A 17,509-nucleotide genomic window follows, 5' to 3' on the forward strand; every position below is an offset into this window, starting at 1 on the left:
GATTTGATCTGTAATCATGCAGATATAGTATTGGCAATCTGATTTGCCAATCCGATGCGACGACGCCTGCTTAAATCGGTCGGCGGGTCAAACGCCGGCCCCGCCCGAACTTTCACGAGAAGATCTTGGGCACGGCAAAGCCCCTTGGCGCTGCTTTATGTCGCGCTTCAGTCCCCTGTTGCTCCAGATGAACACCCGGCGGACCGTTATCGAGCAAGGGGTAACCGATGTCGCGGAAAGGCGCGCAAAGCTGTTAGCAGCGGAAGGGGCGGCGCGGATGGACGCGACTGCGGTGAAATCACACCGCGACGCTTGGCAGAGCGCGGTAGACCCGTCAGGAAGCCGCGAAGATCATCCGCCACCTTGTTGGCGTGATCCGCGGTAAGCGCGAGCAGCGCAAGAGCCGTCTATGGGGGCAAGACCTGACCCAAGCGCCTCCCTTCGGCGATGGGCCAGGAACGGCTTACCTGTCGAGGATGGGTCGGAATCGCCTGGTATCCGACCAGACCTTCCACATGAAGGCCAGAAACACCAAGGACCACAAAGCGAAAATCGTAATGTCGATGCGACGCAGGCCCATGAAACTGGCGTCGATCAGCCCGGGGCCGTACCAAAGCGCGAAGAACGACCAAGCCGCCACGAGCAGGCGTAACTCGGTCGCCCCCATGCCGTAATAGGAGAGGTGATGGGTCTTGAGGATCAATACCTTGAGATAGGTGAAGCTGGTCATCAGCAGATACATGGAGAGTGCGAGCAGGCCGGAAAACACGGTGAAATAGGGTGACAGCCCCAACCCGACGAAAATGAAGGTCTGCGAAATCAGATCGCAGGAATGATCCAGGAAATAGCCGAAGTCGGGCCGTTCGATCTTGCGATGGCGAGCGAGCGTGCCATCGAGCGAGTCGCCAAGCCAGTTCAGGAAAAGCCCCAGGATCGCCAGGGACATGAACCAGGGCGAAAGGCGGCAGGCGACGAATCCCGCCATGACCAAGACGGCACCGACCAGCCCCAATAGGGTCAGATGATCGGGGGTCACTGCCGATGGCGTCCGCGCGGCCAGCCACAGCAATGCTTTGCGTTCCTGGGTTGCCAGAAAGCTGTTATTCACCCGCACATGATGAACAGGTTCAGCCGGTTGCTTGATCGGCGCAACTTCCTCGGGTTCGGCCGGCTGCGCAGAGACCGGGCCGGTTTCCTGAAGAACACGGAAGCGGATTGCAGTCGAGTGAACCAGCGGCCCAAAATCGGGGCCGAGATTTCCCCGACCTGATTCATCGATTGGGTAGTGCTTCAACTGCAAATCCTTTGAGTGTGAATCTGTGGCGGCGACCACAGGGCCTCGACATGGGTTATTGCCGGCGCATTATTCCTATCTACCAGTGCCTTATGAAGAATCTCGCTGCGCTGCACAATAGTCTGGGGGTCAGGCGGCGACAAGCTGAACAATTCATATCGGACACAAAACCGGGGCGAACCGATCCGATAAGTCGTCGCCTCCCCATGAAACATGCCGGAGCCTCAATAATAACTTCACACCTCCGGCGGCGATGAACTATGGGTCGCCCTGGAAGATCGGCCCTAATTTTCTGCTCTCCCCAACCACCTCCGTAACCGGTTGAATGTCTTAGGTTATACCCATACATCGCACGGCATATCTTTAAAAGGCATATTTTTCAATTGGTTGACGGAATTGCTACCGACGAAGTCGGCACACTAAACGCGCGTCCTGTGATAGCTTACGATGTAGTGAGACTATTTATCGGCCCGGCATTCTTGACGCCGCGCGGAATAGATAGAGTGGATCTGGCACTCGCCCGTCATATTTTCAGCAACGAATCCAGTCGGGATGTTGGCGTGTTGCCGACGCCGGCGGGTGTCTATGCTTTTTCGGCGGCACAGGTCAGGAATCTGTTGGCATATATTCAAGAGCTATGGGCGGAAGATGCCGGATTCGGCCGCGACCCCCAATTACAATCGCTGTTGGATAGAATTGCCCGCCGGCGGGGAGACGCGCTACAGCTGCCGTCGGTCCGTCGTCTTTTGTTGCGGCAGAAGGTTTGGCGCATGCTCCGCATGCTTCAGGCGACCAGCTTGTTTCCTCGGCGCTTCGCGGGCCGAGCGGTGCCTGCCAACGCTGTCTATCTCAATATCGGCCAGTTGGGGCTGGCGATGCCATCCTTCTTCAACTGGCTCGCCAAGCGCCCCGACATCAGTCGCGCCATGATGATGCACGACGCTATTCCCGTCGATTATCCGCATCTTGTCGGGGAAAATGCACCCAAACATCATCGGCAGATGATCCGCACTGCGGCTGAGCATGCGGATTGCATGATCTTCAATTCGGCATACACACGCGACAGCGTAAGTGCGGTGATGGCGGATCTGGGCCGGCCTTGCCCGCCGGCGCTGGTGCGGTCGCTGCCCCTGCCGGCAGCCTTCGCTGATGTCGAGGCCAGCGTAGCGGAATTGGCCGGCACGCGCTATTTCCTGGCGGTTTCGACCATCGAGCCGCGCAAGAATTTCGCCCTGCTCTTGCGGGTCTGGCAGCGTTTCGTCGCGGCCATGGGGGAGGAGGCGCCCCATCTCGTTATTGCCGGCTCTCCGGGGAACGATGCCGACAGCATCTTGGCGCCGTTGGAGTCCGACCCTGCTTTGGCCAGCAGAGTGCACCATGTGGCCGGCCTGTCGAGCCCGGCGCTTGCCTCGCTATTGCTGGGAGCCGCCGGCATGTTGTGCCCATCGCTTGCGGAGGGTTTCGGACTACCTCTGCTCGAGGCGAACGCCCTGGGCGTGCCTGCGATTGCGACGGACATTCCAGCGCATCGTGAATTGGCCTCCGCGACGACAGTGCTGTTGCCGGCGGACGATGAGCAGGGATGGGCACGCGCGATCGAGGCGACGCCCGACGCGGCAATGCGCCGGCGCCCGCATATACCCTTTGCCATGACCGAAGGCGCCTATTGCGCGGACATCGTCGATTTCATCACGCGCATTCGGGGCAGGACAGCTTAATTGACCGCGTTCTTGACCAGGAAAAACGGTGTGAAGATCTGTCCGATGGTTTGAAGAAGCTTTGTCGGTTCATTCGCCCTGGCACCTGCGATGTAGATCACGTCCTTGTTCTCGAGCGTGAACCTCTGCGCTAGAAAATAGCTCTCCGGCTTCATCATGTTGACGTGATAAACGGTGGGCCGGTCTTTGCCGTCCGGAGTCTTTACATAACGAAACAGGAAGACCGCGGCGGGGTCGGCGAGATTATCGTTCGGCCCTCCGGCGAGCGCCAGCGCTTCGATCAGGGAAATCTGGCGGGTTGGGAGATCATAGCGATTGATCCGATTGCTGGCACCCATCACGGAATAGCTGCGGGGTTCGCGCAGGACTTCCACCCGGTCTCCGGGCTCCATTTCCATGCCGCCGCCGTTGGAATAGTCCAGCCCTTCCAGGGGTGCTTCCGAAACTAGTCCCTGGCGATAGACGCGAACCACGAGGTCGGACATGCCCGTCCCGCGATAGCCGCCGGCGAGCGTTATAACGTCCAACAGCTTTTCGTGCGCGGGGCTGAGGCGGAAGCGCCCGGGATTAGTGACTTCGCCGCCGACGATCACCGCGCTGCCGACGGCGGTGTTCTGTCTTACGATCACCTTGGGATTTTCCGATCGTCCGGCCATGCGGGCCTCGATGTCGCGCTCCACTTCACTGGGACGTTTGCCGGCGACGGCAATCACACCGAGATAGGGCAGGCGGATGGTGCCTGCGCTGCTGACTTCCAGCGGCCCGATCTGCTGCTTGGTCGCTGCCGGATCGAAGCCGGTGTCGCTATTGGTCTGGCCGCCAGCGGAAAAGAGCCGCACGCCGACTTCGTATATCGAGATGGTGAGCTCGTCTCCCGGCGCGAAGGTATCGACGTCGGGTGATGCCCGCGGCGGCAGCGGCTGGAAAGTCGCCGGCTCCGGAGCGGCTGGCACGGCGTCGGCGCGATCCACCTCCACCAAGGTGTAGGTGCCTTTGGTCGCATCCCTGACGACCGCATGGCCCTGCGGGCCGGCCTTCGGCAGGGCGGCGCAACCCGCTAGAGACAACAGCGCCAGCGTCGCGAGGACCCGGCCTTTGCGAGGAGACAAATTACTGATCATTCGAGGTATCTGCGTTAGTTCCCTGGGCGACCGAGGGGCGATCGCGGTTGAGCCATATTCCCGCGGGCCGAAAGAAGCCACCTATCGAACCTTCCGCCAGAATAGCCCGATTTTCGACCGGCAGCCGGGATTCTTGCATGTCGAATTCGCAATCGAATCCGAATTTTCCGGCGCCCTCGACCAGAACGCGGTGCGAGACGAGCACGTTCGTGCCATTCACGATGTCGAACTCCATCAAATTGCCGGCAAGGTGCTGGTCCACCTCGAAATGATAGCGCGCATTCCAGTGGCCCGGCGGCAAATGCAGGAAAGGGCCGAAGGTCAGCATCCGAGCCGGGCCGGTCAGCGAGATCGCGTCGGCGACCGGAAAGGCCGGCTCCCCGGGTTCGAGGATGGAGTCCGCGGGCCAGACTATCGAGTCAATCCAACCGGAGCGGTAGCAGCGGCCCAGCGTTTCGAAGAGCGCGAGGGTCGCGGTGGGGAGCTGTTCCCGGTCAGCAGAGGCGGTATCGGCGAATTCGACCAAAGCATGGATCGCCGCTTCCGCGGTCGGCCAAGCGGCGTAATCGGACAGCATCTGTTGTCGGGCGGTTTGCCAGGTCGAGGGCTGAAGGTCCAGCCAAGCGGCAACCTGGTCGATCCAGTCCGCCAGGTTGGCCTTTCTGTCGACGGCGACGCAGCGGACACCGTCATGCCGATAGAGCGGCTCCAGACAGGAAAAGGATTGGGAAACGAAGCGCGCTGCCTGCAACGCATCCAGATCACGCGCAACCATGCAGAAACGGGCTGTTTCCGTGAAGTCGCCCGCTATCAGGACGATCGGTGCCTGCGTTGCCAGCAATGCCTCTCGCGCCCGGCCGTCGGGCGTGTCGAAAAACGGAATTGTTGGTTCGCCGGAATTTGCGTCGGCCATTCGCTCGGCGTCGTCTCCGGTGTTGAACGGGATGACGTTCACTTGGCCTTGTGTGCGCCGAACGATCTCCGAGACGCAATGAATCGTGAAGATACTTTCCGGGGAAGGCAGGCCACCAACCGCCAGGGGAATGGCGTCGGACCGCTGCGTGAGCACGCTCAGTTCGCCGCCGGCTTCAGAGTGTGGCATATATGCTGATCGCGAGGTCGAGGTCGTCGAATACCCGGCCATGGCCGCGTTTCAGCACCAAGCCGGAACTGCAATATTCCCGGATGATGCCGATGTCGTGGCTGACCAGGATCATCGCTGCATCCTTGCGTTCCACAAACAGCGCATCGTGGCATTTGCGGTGGAAGCGCTGATCGCCGACGGAAATCACCTCATCGATCAAATAGCAGTCGAAATCGATGGCAAGCGTCAGGGCGAAGGCCAGCCGGGCGCGCATGCCCGACGAATATTGTCGCACTGGCAACAGCAGATTGGATCCCAGTTCGGCGAAATCGTCGACCCGTTCGATCGTCTCGCGGATCGGTCGATCGTAAAGGCGGGCGATGAACCGGATATTGTCGAGCCCGGTCATCGCCACTTCGAAACCGCCGCCGAATGCCAGCGGCCAGGACAAGGACATTTTCCGCCGGATCTCGCCCCGGCTGGGCCGCTCGACTCCGCCGACGATCTTGACCAGGGTCGACTTGCCGGCGCCGTTGCGTCCCAACACCGCCATTTTCTCACCAGGGGCAATAGCGAAGCTGATGTCCGTCAACACATGTTTTGGGCCGGTCGGAGTGTCGTAGCTCTTGTAGATGCCATCGGCGATGATCCGCGCGCCGTCCTGCCGGGAGGGCAGGGCGCGCGGCCGTGACGGCGGCGTCGCAAGGAAAGGGACGGTCAACTCATTCATCATCGAATACCAATTCGGCTAACGACGAAGCGATCCACAACAGGCAGCCGGAAACCAAAATGGTCATCAGCAGGTTGAGCCAGCGACGGGGATAGCGGGCCTCATCGGAGAGGTTCGGGCGCGCGATTTGCTCGAGATAAAGCTGCTGGCGGCTGGCACCGGCCTGGGCGCTGATGAGCTGCAGGCTGGAGGCCATCAATTGCTTTTCCGCTATGTCCCGCCGTGCCGCAAGCTCTTCATAGGCGCGGAGCCGATCCGCGAGCGATCCACTGCCGCCTGCCGTCGCGCCGATCTGATGGCCGAGTTGCCTTTCCAAGGCGCTCCGGCGAGCTCGCAACTGCCCGATCAGCGGGCTTTGCGGCGCGACCCGGAGAGTTTGATCGAGCTGCACCTCGATCTGGGCGAGTTCAGCTGCGGTGCCGGATTGCAGCTTGACCGATGCCCCTGCATCCAACTCGGGCTCGATAATGCGGTCTCGATTGCGCACCTCGTTCATCTTGGCGAGCACGCTCTCAAGTTGGCGCGATGCCTGGGCGGCATCCCGTTCAGCGCCGCCAACCAGATTCGCTCGAGCCCGCTGGTTGAGCCGGTTGACCATGGCCTCGGAGGCGCCGAGCAGGCGCCGGGCTATCTCCCGAGCGTCGGCGGCCGTGAACGACTGCACCTGGACGTGAATGATGTCGGTAGCGCGATCGAAGTCGGAATGCACATAGCCCTGAAAATGCCTGTAGAAATCTTCTCTACTGGAGCCCGTCAAGAGAGACGGAAAAGCCGCGATCGGATCCAGGCCGCGGCCGCTGAAGGTGCGGGTGACGAGTCCGTCGCGATCGATACTGCTCAACACGTCGCGGGATTGCAGATAGGCGACAACGGCTTCGCTGTCGTCCGAGACGCCGACGCTCCCCCCCTGGCCAAGGCTGACTATGCTAAGCCGATCGCGCGCGCCTTGGCTGGAGCGGACAACAAAGCTGATCTCTGAGGCATAGCGAGGAGTTGCGACGATGAAATTGTAAACGATCGCGCAGACCACCGGCGCGACAAAGACAAGCCAGACCAATCCTCGCCGCAAGCGTCGCAGGCGTTGCCGGGGCGGATCGCTGTCCTCGATCGGAACATTACGCGACGAAGTGTCGTCGAGCCGGACCAGGGCGCTGGTGGAAGGGGGCCTGGCCATTGGCTATTCCATCTCGATATGTTTTTGGGCCTTGAGTACCAGAACCCAGCCTATTGCATTGGCGCCAATGCCCCACAGCAGGATGTACCAAGGGTCCCAGAACGTGGGCATGGCGTGACCGAACAACCCGGCGCGATACATCTCGCAGGCCTGGACCAGTGGCGAGAGCACCACGACCTCACGTGCGGCGGGCGGTAGCCAATAGACCATGTAGAACACGCCCGTCAGTGGCAGGATCAGGTACATGACCGGCTGAACAAAGCGTTCGATCGTCTCGGACAGGTGCGTGACCCCGGTAATGATCAAGGCCACGCCGAAGGTGAGAAAGCATATCAGTGCCCAGGCGCCAAGCAGAACGAGATAGTCGTCCACCGGATCGATGATGCCCAACAACGCCAAAGGGATGTAGGCCGCGAAGAAAGCCATCAGCACCCCGATCGACTCCAGCATGCCGCGAGCGATCAGGATATCGATTGGCTTGACCGAGCGATGAAACAACAGCCCGGATGCCTGCCGGAAGCTGTTGCTCAGGCGCGCGGTCATATGGCGCCACAAAGTGAGGTAGGTGTAACCGGTCAGCACAAGCGGGATCACCCGGACCCCATGGTTGCGCTCTCCGTAGATCAGCGACCATGACGCCATGACCCCCAGCGCCAGCACCAGAGGCTCCAGTACCTGCCACAGAAAGCCGAGATTGCTGTGCCCGAAGCGGGCCATCAGCTCGCGGATGAACAGAGCGTTGATGACCCGCATCTTGAGCCTGATGCGATCAAGATAGCCGCGCATGATCCGCCTCAGTCAAGATTGAGGTGCTCGCGGCTGCCCGATACCAGCAGGTACAGCATCAGGAACGCCCAGCAGCTCAAGAGAGCAACGGTCAAGAAGTAGCGCCAGCGTCGCGGCTCGAGCGGTTCGTCGGGCAGATTTGGGCGGACGACCGTTTCGATATAGATCTGCTGCCGCATGGCTTCCTGCCGCGCGGTTTCCATCTGCGATTGTGCGGTTTCATAGACCTTCGCCGCCAATTCCTGTTTGACCTTCAGATCCTCATAATTGCCCAGTTTTTCGGAAAGACCGTTCTTCGGCCCGGTCAAATCTCCCTGTTGTCGCGCGATCTGGCTTTCCAGCGCGGCGATCCGCTGGCGCACCGCGGGAATGGCGGGGTTGTCGGGGGCCTTGGCCAGCATCGTCTGGAGATTGACCCGCAGCATTGCCAGGCTCCGGTTCAACGTGGAGCTCCGATCGACGGCTGCTCCGGCGCTCTTCATCGGATCGACATTTTCCGAAGCGTTACGATAACGGGTGAGCGCGAGCGTGGCGTCCGTCAGGCCGGTTTCGGCTTGCGCGAGGGTCTGTTCGGCCTGACCCAACGTATCGCGGCGGGCGCGACTGTTGAGGACGTTGATCTGCTCTTCGCTCAGGGTGACCAAGGCGTCCATGATCGCCTTCGCGTCCGCTGCGCGATAGGCGCTCACCTTTACCGTGGTGATGCCGGTTTCGTCGTCCTTTTCTACGGTCAATTGTCGCTTGAAATAGCGGTAGAGCCTTTCGTCCGTATCGCGGTCGCCGGGGTGATAGCGGGTGATGGGATCGGCTCCGGCGCGGGTGTAGACGGCGCGCAAATTCACCTTGCGCATCACCCCCTTCATCACGTCGCGGGAATAGAGATATTCCTGGATCGCATAAGCGTCGTCATTGGCGCGAGCGATGCCGAAGTCGCGCAGATAGGCGGAAATGCCTTCCGATGCTGGCTTGTTGACGCTGCGAACGAGAAAGCGGCTTTCCGAAACATAGCGATCGGAGGCGATCAGGCCGTAATAGATTGCCGCCAGGAGGGTTGGCAGCACAAAAACGCCCAGGAACAGCGCCCGGCCATAGTGGCGCGTCAGATAACCGCGCCATTGTGTCCATCTAGATGCGGTGACCATCACTATACGTTCTCAGGAGCCGAGCTTTCCTGTCTCTCTCTGACTCGTGCGATCGCCGCAGTGGTGGAGAGCCCGGGCAAAAGGGCGATCAGATGCACCGCACCGCCATTCGACTTCACAATGTCAGCCCCTACGACTTCGTCCTCTTTATAGTCTGCCCCCTTTATCAGATCGGTTGGCAGTAATCGTTCGATGAGGGAATGCGGCGTATCTTCATCGAACACCACTACCAGATCGACCGCGCCCATCGCCGCCAGGACGGCGGCGCGCGAGGCCTCGCTTTGGACGGGGCGCGTCGGGCCCTTGAGCCGTGAGACGGAGGCGTCGCTATTGAGGCCCACCACGAGCCGGTCGCAACGGGCGCGGGCTTGACGGAGAATCTGGATGTGGCCGGCATGGACGATATCGAAGCAGCCGTTGGTAAAGCCTACGCGCAGGCCGTCGCGCTTCCACGCCCTCACCACCTGAACGGCCTCCTCCACCGTACAGATCGCGCCGGGAGCCGGTTGCTCAGTCTCTTTCCCAGTATCGGCCAGGTCCGCCACGGCATGGGCAAGTTCGGTGCCAGAGAGCGTCGCGGTGCCCAGCTTCCGAACTACGGCCCCGGCGCCAGCGTTGGCGACCAAGGCAGCGTCTTCCATTTCGAGCCCGCTCGCAATTCCAGCGCAGAAGATCGCCAGCGCCGTGTCGCCGGCGCCTGATACATCGAACACCTCGGTAGCGGTAGCATGGAGATGGGCGATCTCGCGGCCGGGGCGGAACAAGGCCATTCCGTCCTCGGAAAGGGTCAGCAGCAGGGCGGCGCCGGTCGTTTCCATCGCAAGCGCTGCGGCCGTCGCGCTACTTGCGAGATCGCGGCAGGGCAGGCCGCTATAGGCGGCAAGTTCGCTACGGTTCGGTTTGATGACCGTGGCACCGGCATACGCTGAGAAATCGCGTCGTTTGGGGTCTACGATCACCGGCTTGCCCATGTCGCGGCACCGCGAAATGGCATGGCGCAGCACACGATCGGTAAGTAGGCCCTTCGCATAGTCCGAAAGCGCGACAACGTCATAGTCGCCCAGCGCGCGGTCGAAATGGGCGATGATCCGATCCTCGAGGGTTTCCGGCAGCGGCGAGGAATCCTCCTCGTCGCAGCGCAGCAATTGCTGGCTACCGCTGATGAAACGTGTTTTGAGAGTGGTGGGCCGCGTGGGGCTTTCCACCAGAAGAGCTGGATCTCCACCCTTGCCAGCGATTAATTCGGAGCAAAGGCGTCCAGCGTCATCTGAGCCGATCGCTGCGATCAGTCCGGCTCGGCCTCCCAGCGACACAATATTCGCCAGAACATTGCCCGCCCCGCCCAGCATCTTTTGTTCGCGAATAATGTGCAGCACCGGCACCGGAGCCTCGGGCGAAATGCGCGAGACCGATCCATAGCGGAAGCGATCGAGCATGAGATCGCCAACCACGAGGATGCGCGCGTTCTCGAACTGATCGGCTGCGAAGGGGGTAAGGGACACGATCGCTCCGATCACCAGGGATTGCCGCTGAACGGGCCGTGGCCGCCGGTATGGCGCAGTACCTCAGCAAAACCGAACATGATGTGATACATGGTCGACGCTGGAACATGATCGCATTTGGGCTCTAGCGACGGGTGCTCAAGATAGTCAATCCATAGTCCGTCGGGCAAATGGGCCGCGGGCCCGGTCCCCCGCGGCGTGAGGAAGTGTCGGAAAATTCGCAAAAGATTCGCTGTCAGCGCGGCGTCGTCATATCCTAAACCTTCACCGAAGCGCTCGCGCATGGCGACCTGCGCCTTTAGATATTCTGTGTTGGGCCAGATGCGCAGATCAGATCCCAGGACGTTCCCCACAGGGTCGACCGCATCCCGGATCAGGCCCGTAGCCGGATCGTGCCCGTGCGCATGCGCGAACGCGAACAAGCGGTCGGCGATAGCGAAGGCTTCCGGTTCTCCTGCCAACTGACCATAACGGCATAGAAGCCAGACCCATTCATAATGATGCCCCGGCTCGACCCGGATAGGGCCCGAGTGCGCATCAGGACGCCATTCGGCATCGAAGAACTCTGCGAGCGTGCCCGTGGACGGATCGTAAAGGCAGCTTCTGGCCAGATCGAACAATTCTTCGGCTAGCATCCGGGCTTTCCGGCTCCCGGTGAAGGCGGAGAGAAAGATCGCCGCCTCGAACAAATGCATGTGCGGGTTCTGCTCATGTCGTCCGAAGTCGCCCGCGCGCGCGACAAAGCCGTGCCCCGAAGGCGAGCGCATTGTGTCGAAAAGCTGTGCAAGCGAGGCCTCGGCTATGTCCACCGCCTGCGCGTCACCGGACAGCCTGTGCCACCAGGCGAGAGCGAAGAGTCCGAAGGCAATATCGTAGAGATCGGCAGTCGCGTCGAGCATCGCGCCGGAGGTCGCCAGGCGCGATGCAAATTGGCCATCGGCACGCAGGCAGCGGCATTTGAGAAACATTGCGCCGTGGCTTGCGGCCTCATCCGCCCCGACGACGCCGCCAATTGCTGCGTGGGAAAAGACATAAGTCTGTCGCCCGGTAACCCGGATCCTCTTGAATCCGGGATCGAGTGGCGCGCCCGACCAGTCAAAGCGTTCCACATAGCCGCCCTGGTGATGATCCCGCGCAGCATCGATGAGCGCGAGAATGGCTCCGTTCGTCCATTCTCGCGTGTCACTGAGTGCATTCTGCAGGAACACATCCTGAAGGATTGCCTGTTGCATGGCGTGTTACGGCTTACGGGCGATGATACCGAAGCAGGTGGCCAAGAAACCATCCACGGCTAACTTTACGTGCGGCGTCCCGCCTGCCGCCCAACTTTCCGCTTGGTCGAAATGCCAGTCATGAGCATATGGCGGGATGTCTATAAACTTGTCCATCGGAGCACTGCCAACATCGAAATTGAGCGGCGCCACTTCATAGCCTTTAGCTTCCAGCCGTCGTGCCATTTCTCGGAAATGCTGTTTCTGGAACAACACTGTCGGCCAGTTATCGATCGTTTCCTGGTCATCGATGAAGTTGAATTCGGTGGTGTGAACGGAGACGCCGCCTGAGACGAGAACGTCCATTGAATTTTCGATGAAGCTGATTCCCTTTTCGATCGAGCCCAAATGCTCAAAGGCACAGATCGACCAGCAGAAGTCATAACCCCTGACATCGTCCGGGATAGCCGTCATGTCGACATAGCGGAAATCGACTCGCTCCTCGTAGCTGGCGCGGTCGATGAACTGTTCCTTGTAAGCCTTGTCGAGCGAGGCGAGTTGAGCAGTCGTGGCCCAGCCGGATGCTCGCTGGTCGTCGGGCGGGAGGTCAGTCACGGTAATGTGACAACCCTTTGCAGCGAGATAGGAGGGGAGGGGCTCCTCGCCGCAGCCAAAACCCAGACCTCGCTTGCCTGGGGCCATGTTGCCGCTCTGCCAAATGGTCTGTAGCACATAGGCTAGTTCCCAAAGCTTACGGTGAAAGACGTGGGCGACCCCCAACTGCGCCGTCCAGTAGCGGGTCCATTCTGCTTCCAGATCAGCTTGGGTCGAAGGTTTTGAGAGCAGCTCGATTTCGTAAGGTCCACCGGTAGGCGCGGGCGGTAATTGCTCCGCGAGCTTGCGAGCCATTTCATAGCCGAAGAATTTAATGTTGAACTTCATGGCCGTAAGATCACGCAGAACTTCGTTCAGCGCATTGATATTTGGCGTCGCGTCGGATTGCGTCAGGCGTAACAATGAGCGCAGTTCGTCCGGCAATTCGGCCTGACTTATTCCCGGGGTAGGCCGGGCAAGAAAAGAAGGGCTGCTCATCAACCGTGCTCCAATAAATGTAAATTTTATTACGAAGATGCAACAAGCGATCCCGAGAGATCAGTCGTCGTTTTATAAAGATCGATCGGGCGATCGTAGCAGATAAAGCCAATCGAGCGAGGCGCAACTTGATAGCCGCCTCTCGCTGCGAAACGACTCCGTATTCACCTGCTCACCTCTGCCGGAACGAGTTCGCTAAGTGAAGCCGTGAACGCCAATTGCGAAAAATGCCCGCTCTTCAGTTCCCTGGCCCATGCTTTGACAGCGGCCCGTTCGTCGCCGCCATGCCCGGTCCCCACGTGCCTTAGCATGCCGACCCCGGCTGCCGCTCCGGCCTTCATGTCGGCCAGCGTGTCGCCTACCATGACCGATCCGGCTAGGTGCAACCCAAAGTCCCGCGCCGCCGCGAGCAGCATCCCGGGCTCGGGTTTGCGCCAAGGGTGCTGGGCCAAGAATGGGCAGGCATAGGTAGCGTCGATCAGTCCGGGGCCAAGCGCCTCAATTACTGCCGCTTCCACTGCCCGGTATTGCTCAGGTGAGACCAAGCCGCGTGCGACGCCCGATTGATTGGTGATGACGATCACGGCGTAACCGCTGTTCCGGAACGCTGCGATCGTTTCGCGCACACCGGGGACAAGGGCGACTTGCGCGGGGTCGTTGAGATAGGGCACATTTTCGATTACGGTGCCATCCCTGTCGAGGAACAGGGACGGTTTACCCGCTAGATCGGACCAGTCACGTTCCAGGCCATGGCGCGTGGCCCAGCCGCGGTCAAGCGAGTCGGCTGTAATCATGTCGCAAGCATTTCGCCGAGTGCGGAAAGCACTTCGTCGGTGCGGATAGCGGCCATGCAAGGGCTGACCGAGCGCAGGCCAGATACTGCGCAGGCCTTGTCCTCGTTGCGCCAGCACGGCACGCAGGCAAAATTATCCTGCCGCCAGAGCGTCTTGACCCGCCGGTGATGGCGAGTCAGCGTGCGCGCGTCGGTCGGACCGAACAGCGCCACGACCGGTACGTCGAAGGCGGAAGCGGCGTGAAGGAACGCGCTGTCCACGCTCACCATCGCCTCGATACGCGAAACCAGCGCCAGCGAGTGTCCCAGCGGTAGTCCAGCGGTGGTGACGATGCCTTCGCCCTCCGGCAGTCCGTTGGCGACGTGGTGGAAGATCAGAACGTCATTGTCCTTTGCGATCGCACGGATCATCTCGGCGATATTGGGATGATCCTTATAGCTGTCGCGTGAAAAGGGTTGGACCCCCACGAGAGGACGCTTGCCTCCACCGGCCTTGCCGATCCCATGGCGCTTCAGGAAATCGTCGCAAAAAATCTCGTCGTCGGTGGAAAGGAAGTGATTGATCCTCCAGCCCTGTTTGAGCAGCCGGTTGCGGCTTACCTGCATTCCCTGTGCAAACGTCTCGACCCGGCCTTTCTTGATTTCCGGTACCCTGGGGCTTTCGTAGCGTGTCGCCGGGCACTGGCTGAGATTGAAGAAGCGGCGATACGTGGAAATGTCGATCGGCGGGCCGTCGATATCAATCAAATTGACGTGGGGATTGTGCTCGAAGATTGGAAAGAACTTCCGCGGAATAGCGAAGTCCACGGGCTGCCTATAACGGATAGCGTTGGCCTCGAGGCCGGGCTCCATCATCAGAAGATCGCCGATTCCACCCATCGCGCGCGCGACTAGCACGCGGCCGTTGGGGTTGCGCGTCAAGGAGAATGGATCGCCGGTCTTGCCACTGCTTGTTAGCGAGCGATAGCATTGGTCCAGGATCAACATCCACCATAGCAACTGAATTTTGGCGAGCACGAAGCTGAGCGGCCGCCGCCTTCCACGCAGGCAATTGAGATAACCTTGCGAGGCCCGGCGGATCAGCGCCGAACGCAGCGGCGCTGCCGGTTCGTTGCGTCCCAATGCGACGAACGGCGCCATTCGGATGCCGGCGCGGCGCGGGGACAGCCGACGGACATTGGCGGCGAACCAACGCCCCAGCGCGATGAAAGACATGCTGGTGTCCGCCAACGTGCCCTGCAGCAGATGGGCTTGTGCGAATAACTCGACGAGTTGGAGGAAATGCCCCGGATTGTCTTCCAGGGCATAGGGGCGCTGGGCGTGATACGAAACGAGTTCGAGTACGCCTTTCGCATCCCCCATGAACAGCCGAACCCGGGCGCGCAGCAAGCGCACGCCCATCGCCTCGCCGGGATAGATGCGCTGGCAGAAGTCGTGGAATTGGCCGATCAGCTCTTCGAACCGCGCGGTCAGGCTCTGGTCATGCGTTCGGAAATGGGGTCGGCTGGCTTCGAAAACATCGGCAAGGGTGACGGTGATTCGCCCGCAATCGGCGGGGCGGACGATCGGATAGCCGGCGACCGTCATCCCCTGGCTCTTCAGCGATTCTACAAGCCGTTCGGCCTTCCGGAAATCGGCAAAGGCCGCCTCATCCAGAAATTCCGAGAAGAACTCGCCCAGCAGGTTCTGATCCGGCGGGATAGGCCGAGAATCCGCCTTCTTGGCGGCAAGCTGGTTCATGGGAATTTCGAGCCATTATAAACTGATAGCGGTCGGGCCTTTATTGGCAGCAGATTCACTCTGAGGCAAGGCTGTGCGTCAAATCAGTTCAATGTCCGTCGTGCTGGATTCTCCTCAAGACCGGCCACATTTCAATGGACGCCTCATCGACAGCATTTCCCGCGGACCTGCGGGTCCACTGGGCGTCTGTTGCGGGCCTCGAGGCGGGGTTAACATCACGTCGCGGGATGGCGAACAAGAATGAATGGAAAAGTGTTCATTTCGGTAGGGTTCGGTTGAGCCGCGCGAATGGGCGTGATACCAAATAATCACCGGGCGCCGTGGAGCGTCGGCCGCTGAACGAGCGGGCGTCCCACGAAGAACATAAGTATTTTCGTCACAATTATACAAGCATTCTCGAGAGGGAAGGCCGCATGACGGATACGGGGGATATCGCCTGGTTCAAGGGTCAGTTTGCGGATGCGGTCGCGTCCGCAATTGCGGGCACGCCGCTGGACATCGACCTGATCACAGCGATTGCTTGTCAGGAGACCGGTTATATCTGGAGCCGGCTACGGCGCGACGGTCTCCCGGTCGATCAGATATTGATGCTGTGTGTTGGCGACACGATCGATGCGCGCTCCGCTTTCCCGCGCAGCCGCGCCGAACTCGAAGCGCGCGACCGCGGGCCCGAGATGTTCGCAATCGCCCGGCAGGCACTGGTCGACATTGCCAGATACGCGGCGGACTATCGCAAAGTGGCACAGCGGCCCGACAAATTCTGCCACGGCTATGGCATCTTTCAATATGACATTCAGTTCTTCCTGAAGGACCCGGACTACTTCCTCGAGCGGCGCTGGGGGCGGTTTGACGCTAGCCTGGCAAAGTGCCTTGCCGAACTCGATCGGGGTCTCAAGAATCTGGGTTGGGAAAACCGGGACAGCCTCACCGACATGGAAAAGGCCGCGCTTGCCATCGCATATAATTGCGGCCGCTACACTCCGTCTCGTGGGCTCAAGCAGGGATTCAAAGACGCCGACGGTCGTTATTATGGCGAGAACTTCTTCGCGTTCCTGCGGCTGGCACACACCGTGCCGACGCCCGGCCATCCGTCCACCCCGATCGCGTCACCCGCGGCCAATGCCGCGCCCATCGCTCCACCATCCGCGGTCACCGCGGGCGATGCGACGCATCAGGCCCGTGTCGACGCGGCCATGCTCAACGTCCGCAGCTCGCCGTCGCGCGATCCCGATCATCCGAATGCCAACGTGGTCGCGACGCTCCCGGAGGGGCAGAGGGTCGCGGCGGTCGGTACCGCTCGCCAAGGATGGATCGAGATCGAGACGAGCTTACGCGGCGCGCTCGTCCATGGATTTGTGGCAGCGAAATATCTGCAGCCGCTGGAAGCGACGACGCCGATCGAGACGGAGGAACCGGCCACGCAGATGCCGGCAAATGGCATCGTCGCTGTTGTCCTGCCGCTGACCGGTATCAGTACCGCGAAACGCGTCCTGCCCGCCAACGCGCAGTCGCTGGCGGAGCCGGGGCAGCCCGCCCGAAGCGGCGCCACCCCCGCCGAACTCACGAGGTCGCTTGGCACGCTCATCGACTGGCTCGCGGTCGATAACTCTCGATATCTGCGCTACAAGCCGCGTGGCGGTTTGACCTTCTGCAACATATACGCACACGATTATTGCCATCTCGCAGGAGTGTACCTGCCGCGGGTCTGGTGGAACGCTGCGGCGATCGAGCGGCTCGCCCGGGGTGAGAACGTGGCGCCGGCTTATGGCAGCACGATCGACGAGGTGCGCGCCAATGACCTGTTTCGGTGGCTGCGCGACTTCGGACTCCGGTTTGGATGGCGACGAACGGTCTCGCTGACCGAACTTCAGACCGAGGTGAATGTCGGCGCAATCGGTGTCATCGTGGCGCGACGCAAGGAGGATGGCCGCTCCGGGCATATCGTAGCAGTGGTCCCCGAAACCGACGACAACCGAGCGAAGCGTAACAGCGCCGGGGAGGTCATCGCTCCTCTCCAGAGCCAGGCGGGCAGTGTGAATTTCAAATACGGTACCGGCCGCACCAACTGGTGGCTCGAGGGCCAGTTCGCCGAGAGCGCTTTCTGGATTCATGCGTGAAAGGG

At 60.8% G+C, this 17,509-nt stretch carries 15 protein-coding genes; 3 read left to right on the plus strand and 12 right to left on the minus strand.

Going from position 1 to position 17,509, the window contains the following annotated elements; genetic code table 11:
* Positions 1-463 precede the first annotated feature (463 nt).
* Complete coding sequence (locus Q0L25_RS17640; protein ID WP_296616545.1) at positions 464-1,333, minus strand: CDP-alcohol phosphatidyltransferase family protein; 870 nt, start codon at positions 1,331-1,333, stop codon at positions 464-466.
* 464 nt (positions 1,334-1,797) lie between these two features.
* Between Q0L25_RS17640 and Q0L25_RS17645 the strand changes: the two genes are divergently transcribed.
* Entirely contained in the window at positions 1,798-3,012 is a 1,215-nt protein-coding gene (locus tag Q0L25_RS17645; protein ID WP_296616547.1) for a glycosyltransferase, read from the plus strand.
* On the opposite strand, the gene Q0L25_RS17650 is transcribed toward Q0L25_RS17645, so the two are convergent.
* From Q0L25_RS17650 to Q0L25_RS17700, 11 genes are all read right to left on the minus strand, one after another.
* Positions 3,009-4,133 (minus strand): polysaccharide biosynthesis/export family protein, encoded by a 1,125-nt coding sequence (locus Q0L25_RS17650; protein ID WP_296616549.1) that lies wholly within the window; start codon positions 4,131-4,133, stop codon positions 3,009-3,011. The genes Q0L25_RS17645 and Q0L25_RS17650 overlap by 4 nt on opposite strands.
* Positions 4,123-5,235 carry a hypothetical protein gene (locus tag Q0L25_RS17655; protein WP_296616551.1) on the minus strand — a complete coding sequence of 371 codons (1,113 nt, stop codon included), beginning with the start codon at positions 5,233-5,235 and terminating at the stop codon, positions 4,123-4,125. The genes Q0L25_RS17650 and Q0L25_RS17655 overlap by 11 nt, the downstream gene beginning before the upstream one ends.
* Entirely contained in the window at positions 5,222-5,950 is a 729-nt protein-coding gene (locus tag Q0L25_RS17660) for an ABC transporter ATP-binding protein (protein ID WP_296616554.1), read from the minus strand. Before Q0L25_RS17660 ends, Q0L25_RS17655 begins: the two co-directional genes overlap by 14 nt.
* Entirely contained in the window at positions 5,940-7,121 is a 1,182-nt protein-coding gene (locus Q0L25_RS17665; protein ID WP_296616556.1) for a hypothetical protein, read from the minus strand. The genes Q0L25_RS17660 and Q0L25_RS17665 overlap by 11 nt, the downstream gene beginning before the upstream one ends.
* A gap of 3 nt (positions 7,122-7,124) precedes the next feature.
* Positions 7,125-7,907, minus strand: coding sequence for an ABC transporter permease (locus Q0L25_RS17670; RefSeq protein WP_296616558.1), 783 nt, complete (start codon positions 7,905-7,907; stop codon positions 7,125-7,127).
* 8 nt (positions 7,908-7,915) lie between these two features.
* The gene (locus Q0L25_RS17675; protein WP_296616560.1) at positions 7,916-8,968 is read right to left on the minus strand and encodes a hypothetical protein; all 1,053 of its coding nucleotides are present in this window, start codon (positions 8,966-8,968) and stop codon (positions 7,916-7,918) included.
* Positions 8,969-9,051: 83 nt separating this feature from the next.
* The gene (gene rfaE1, locus Q0L25_RS17680; RefSeq protein ID WP_296616561.1) at positions 9,052-10,566 is read right to left on the minus strand and encodes a D-glycero-beta-D-manno-heptose-7-phosphate kinase; all 1,515 of its coding nucleotides are present in this window, start codon (positions 10,564-10,566) and stop codon (positions 9,052-9,054) included.
* Complete coding sequence (locus tag Q0L25_RS17685) at positions 10,563-11,783, minus strand: AGE family epimerase/isomerase (RefSeq protein WP_296616563.1); 1,221 nt, start codon at positions 11,781-11,783, stop codon at positions 10,563-10,565. The genes rfaE1 and Q0L25_RS17685 overlap by 4 nt, the downstream gene beginning before the upstream one ends.
* Positions 11,784-11,789: 6 nt before the next feature.
* The gene (locus tag Q0L25_RS17690) at positions 11,790-12,854 is read right to left on the minus strand and encodes a methyltransferase domain-containing protein (protein ID WP_296616565.1); all 1,065 of its coding nucleotides are present in this window, start codon (positions 12,852-12,854) and stop codon (positions 11,790-11,792) included.
* 164 nt (positions 12,855-13,018) lie between these two features.
* A complete protein-coding gene (locus Q0L25_RS17695) occupies positions 13,019-13,648 on the minus strand; it encodes an HAD family hydrolase (RefSeq protein ID WP_296616567.1) in 630 nt (209 codons plus the stop codon).
* The gene (locus Q0L25_RS17700; protein ID WP_296616569.1) at positions 13,645-14,787 is read right to left on the minus strand and encodes a glycosyltransferase family 9 protein; all 1,143 of its coding nucleotides are present in this window, start codon (positions 14,785-14,787) and stop codon (positions 13,645-13,647) included. The genes Q0L25_RS17695 and Q0L25_RS17700 overlap by 4 nt, the downstream gene beginning before the upstream one ends.
* 141 nt (positions 14,788-14,928) lie before the next feature.
* Between Q0L25_RS17700 and Q0L25_RS17705 the strand changes: the two genes are divergently transcribed.
* Positions 14,929-15,408, plus strand: a complete 480-nt coding sequence (locus tag Q0L25_RS17705; RefSeq protein ID WP_296616571.1) for a hypothetical protein — start codon at positions 14,929-14,931, stop codon at positions 15,406-15,408.
* A 392-nt stretch (positions 15,409-15,800) separates the two neighbouring features.
* On the plus strand, positions 15,801-17,504 hold the full coding sequence (locus Q0L25_RS17710) for an SH3 domain-containing protein (RefSeq protein ID WP_296616573.1): 1,704 nt from the start codon (positions 15,801-15,803) through the stop codon (positions 17,502-17,504).
* Positions 17,505-17,509: the final 5 nt, after the last annotated feature.

The sequence above is a fragment of the Sphingomonas sp. genome (genome assembly GCF_024508665.1).
In the GTDB taxonomy this organism is placed as follows: Bacteria; Pseudomonadota; Alphaproteobacteria; order Sphingomonadales; family Sphingomonadaceae; genus Sphingomonas.

What these genes read in the sequence shown, in the direction of transcription:
- Q0L25_RS17650 (WP_296616549.1), bottom strand. Translation starts at nt 4,133, where the DNA reads ATGATCAGTAATTTGTCTCCTCGCAAAGGCCGGGTCCTCGCGACGCTG.
- Q0L25_RS17655 (WP_296616551.1), bottom strand. Translation starts at nt 5,235, where the DNA reads ATGCCACACTCTGAAGCCGGCGGCGAACTGAGCGTGCTCACGCAGCGG.
- Q0L25_RS17660 (WP_296616554.1), bottom strand. Translation starts at nt 5,950, where the DNA reads ATGATGAATGAGTTGACCGTCCCTTTCCTTGCGACGCCGCCGTCACGG.
- Q0L25_RS17665 (WP_296616556.1), bottom strand. Translation starts at nt 7,121, where the DNA reads ATGGCCAGGCCCCCTTCCACCAGCGCCCTGGTCCGGCTCGACGACACT.
- Q0L25_RS17670 (WP_296616558.1), bottom strand. Translation starts at nt 7,907, where the DNA reads ATGCGCGGCTATCTTGATCGCATCAGGCTCAAGATGCGGGTCATCAAC.
- Q0L25_RS17685 (WP_296616563.1), bottom strand. Translation starts at nt 11,783, where the DNA reads ATGCAACAGGCAATCCTTCAGGATGTGTTCCTGCAGAATGCACTCAGT.
- Q0L25_RS17690 (WP_296616565.1), bottom strand. Translation starts at nt 12,854, where the DNA reads ATGAGCAGCCCTTCTTTTCTTGCCCGGCCTACCCCGGGAATAAGTCAG.
- Q0L25_RS17695 (WP_296616567.1), bottom strand. Translation starts at nt 13,648, where the DNA reads ATGATTACAGCCGACTCGCTTGACCGCGGCTGGGCCACGCGCCATGGC.
- Q0L25_RS17700 (WP_296616569.1), bottom strand. Translation starts at nt 14,787, where the DNA reads ATGGCGCCGTTCGTCGCATTGGGACGCAACGAACCGGCAGCGCCGCTG.
- Q0L25_RS17705 (WP_296616571.1), top strand. Translation starts at nt 14,929, where the DNA reads ATGCCCCGGATTGTCTTCCAGGGCATAGGGGCGCTGGGCGTGATACGA.
- Q0L25_RS17710 (WP_296616573.1), top strand. Translation starts at nt 15,801, where the DNA reads ATGACGGATACGGGGGATATCGCCTGGTTCAAGGGTCAGTTTGCGGAT.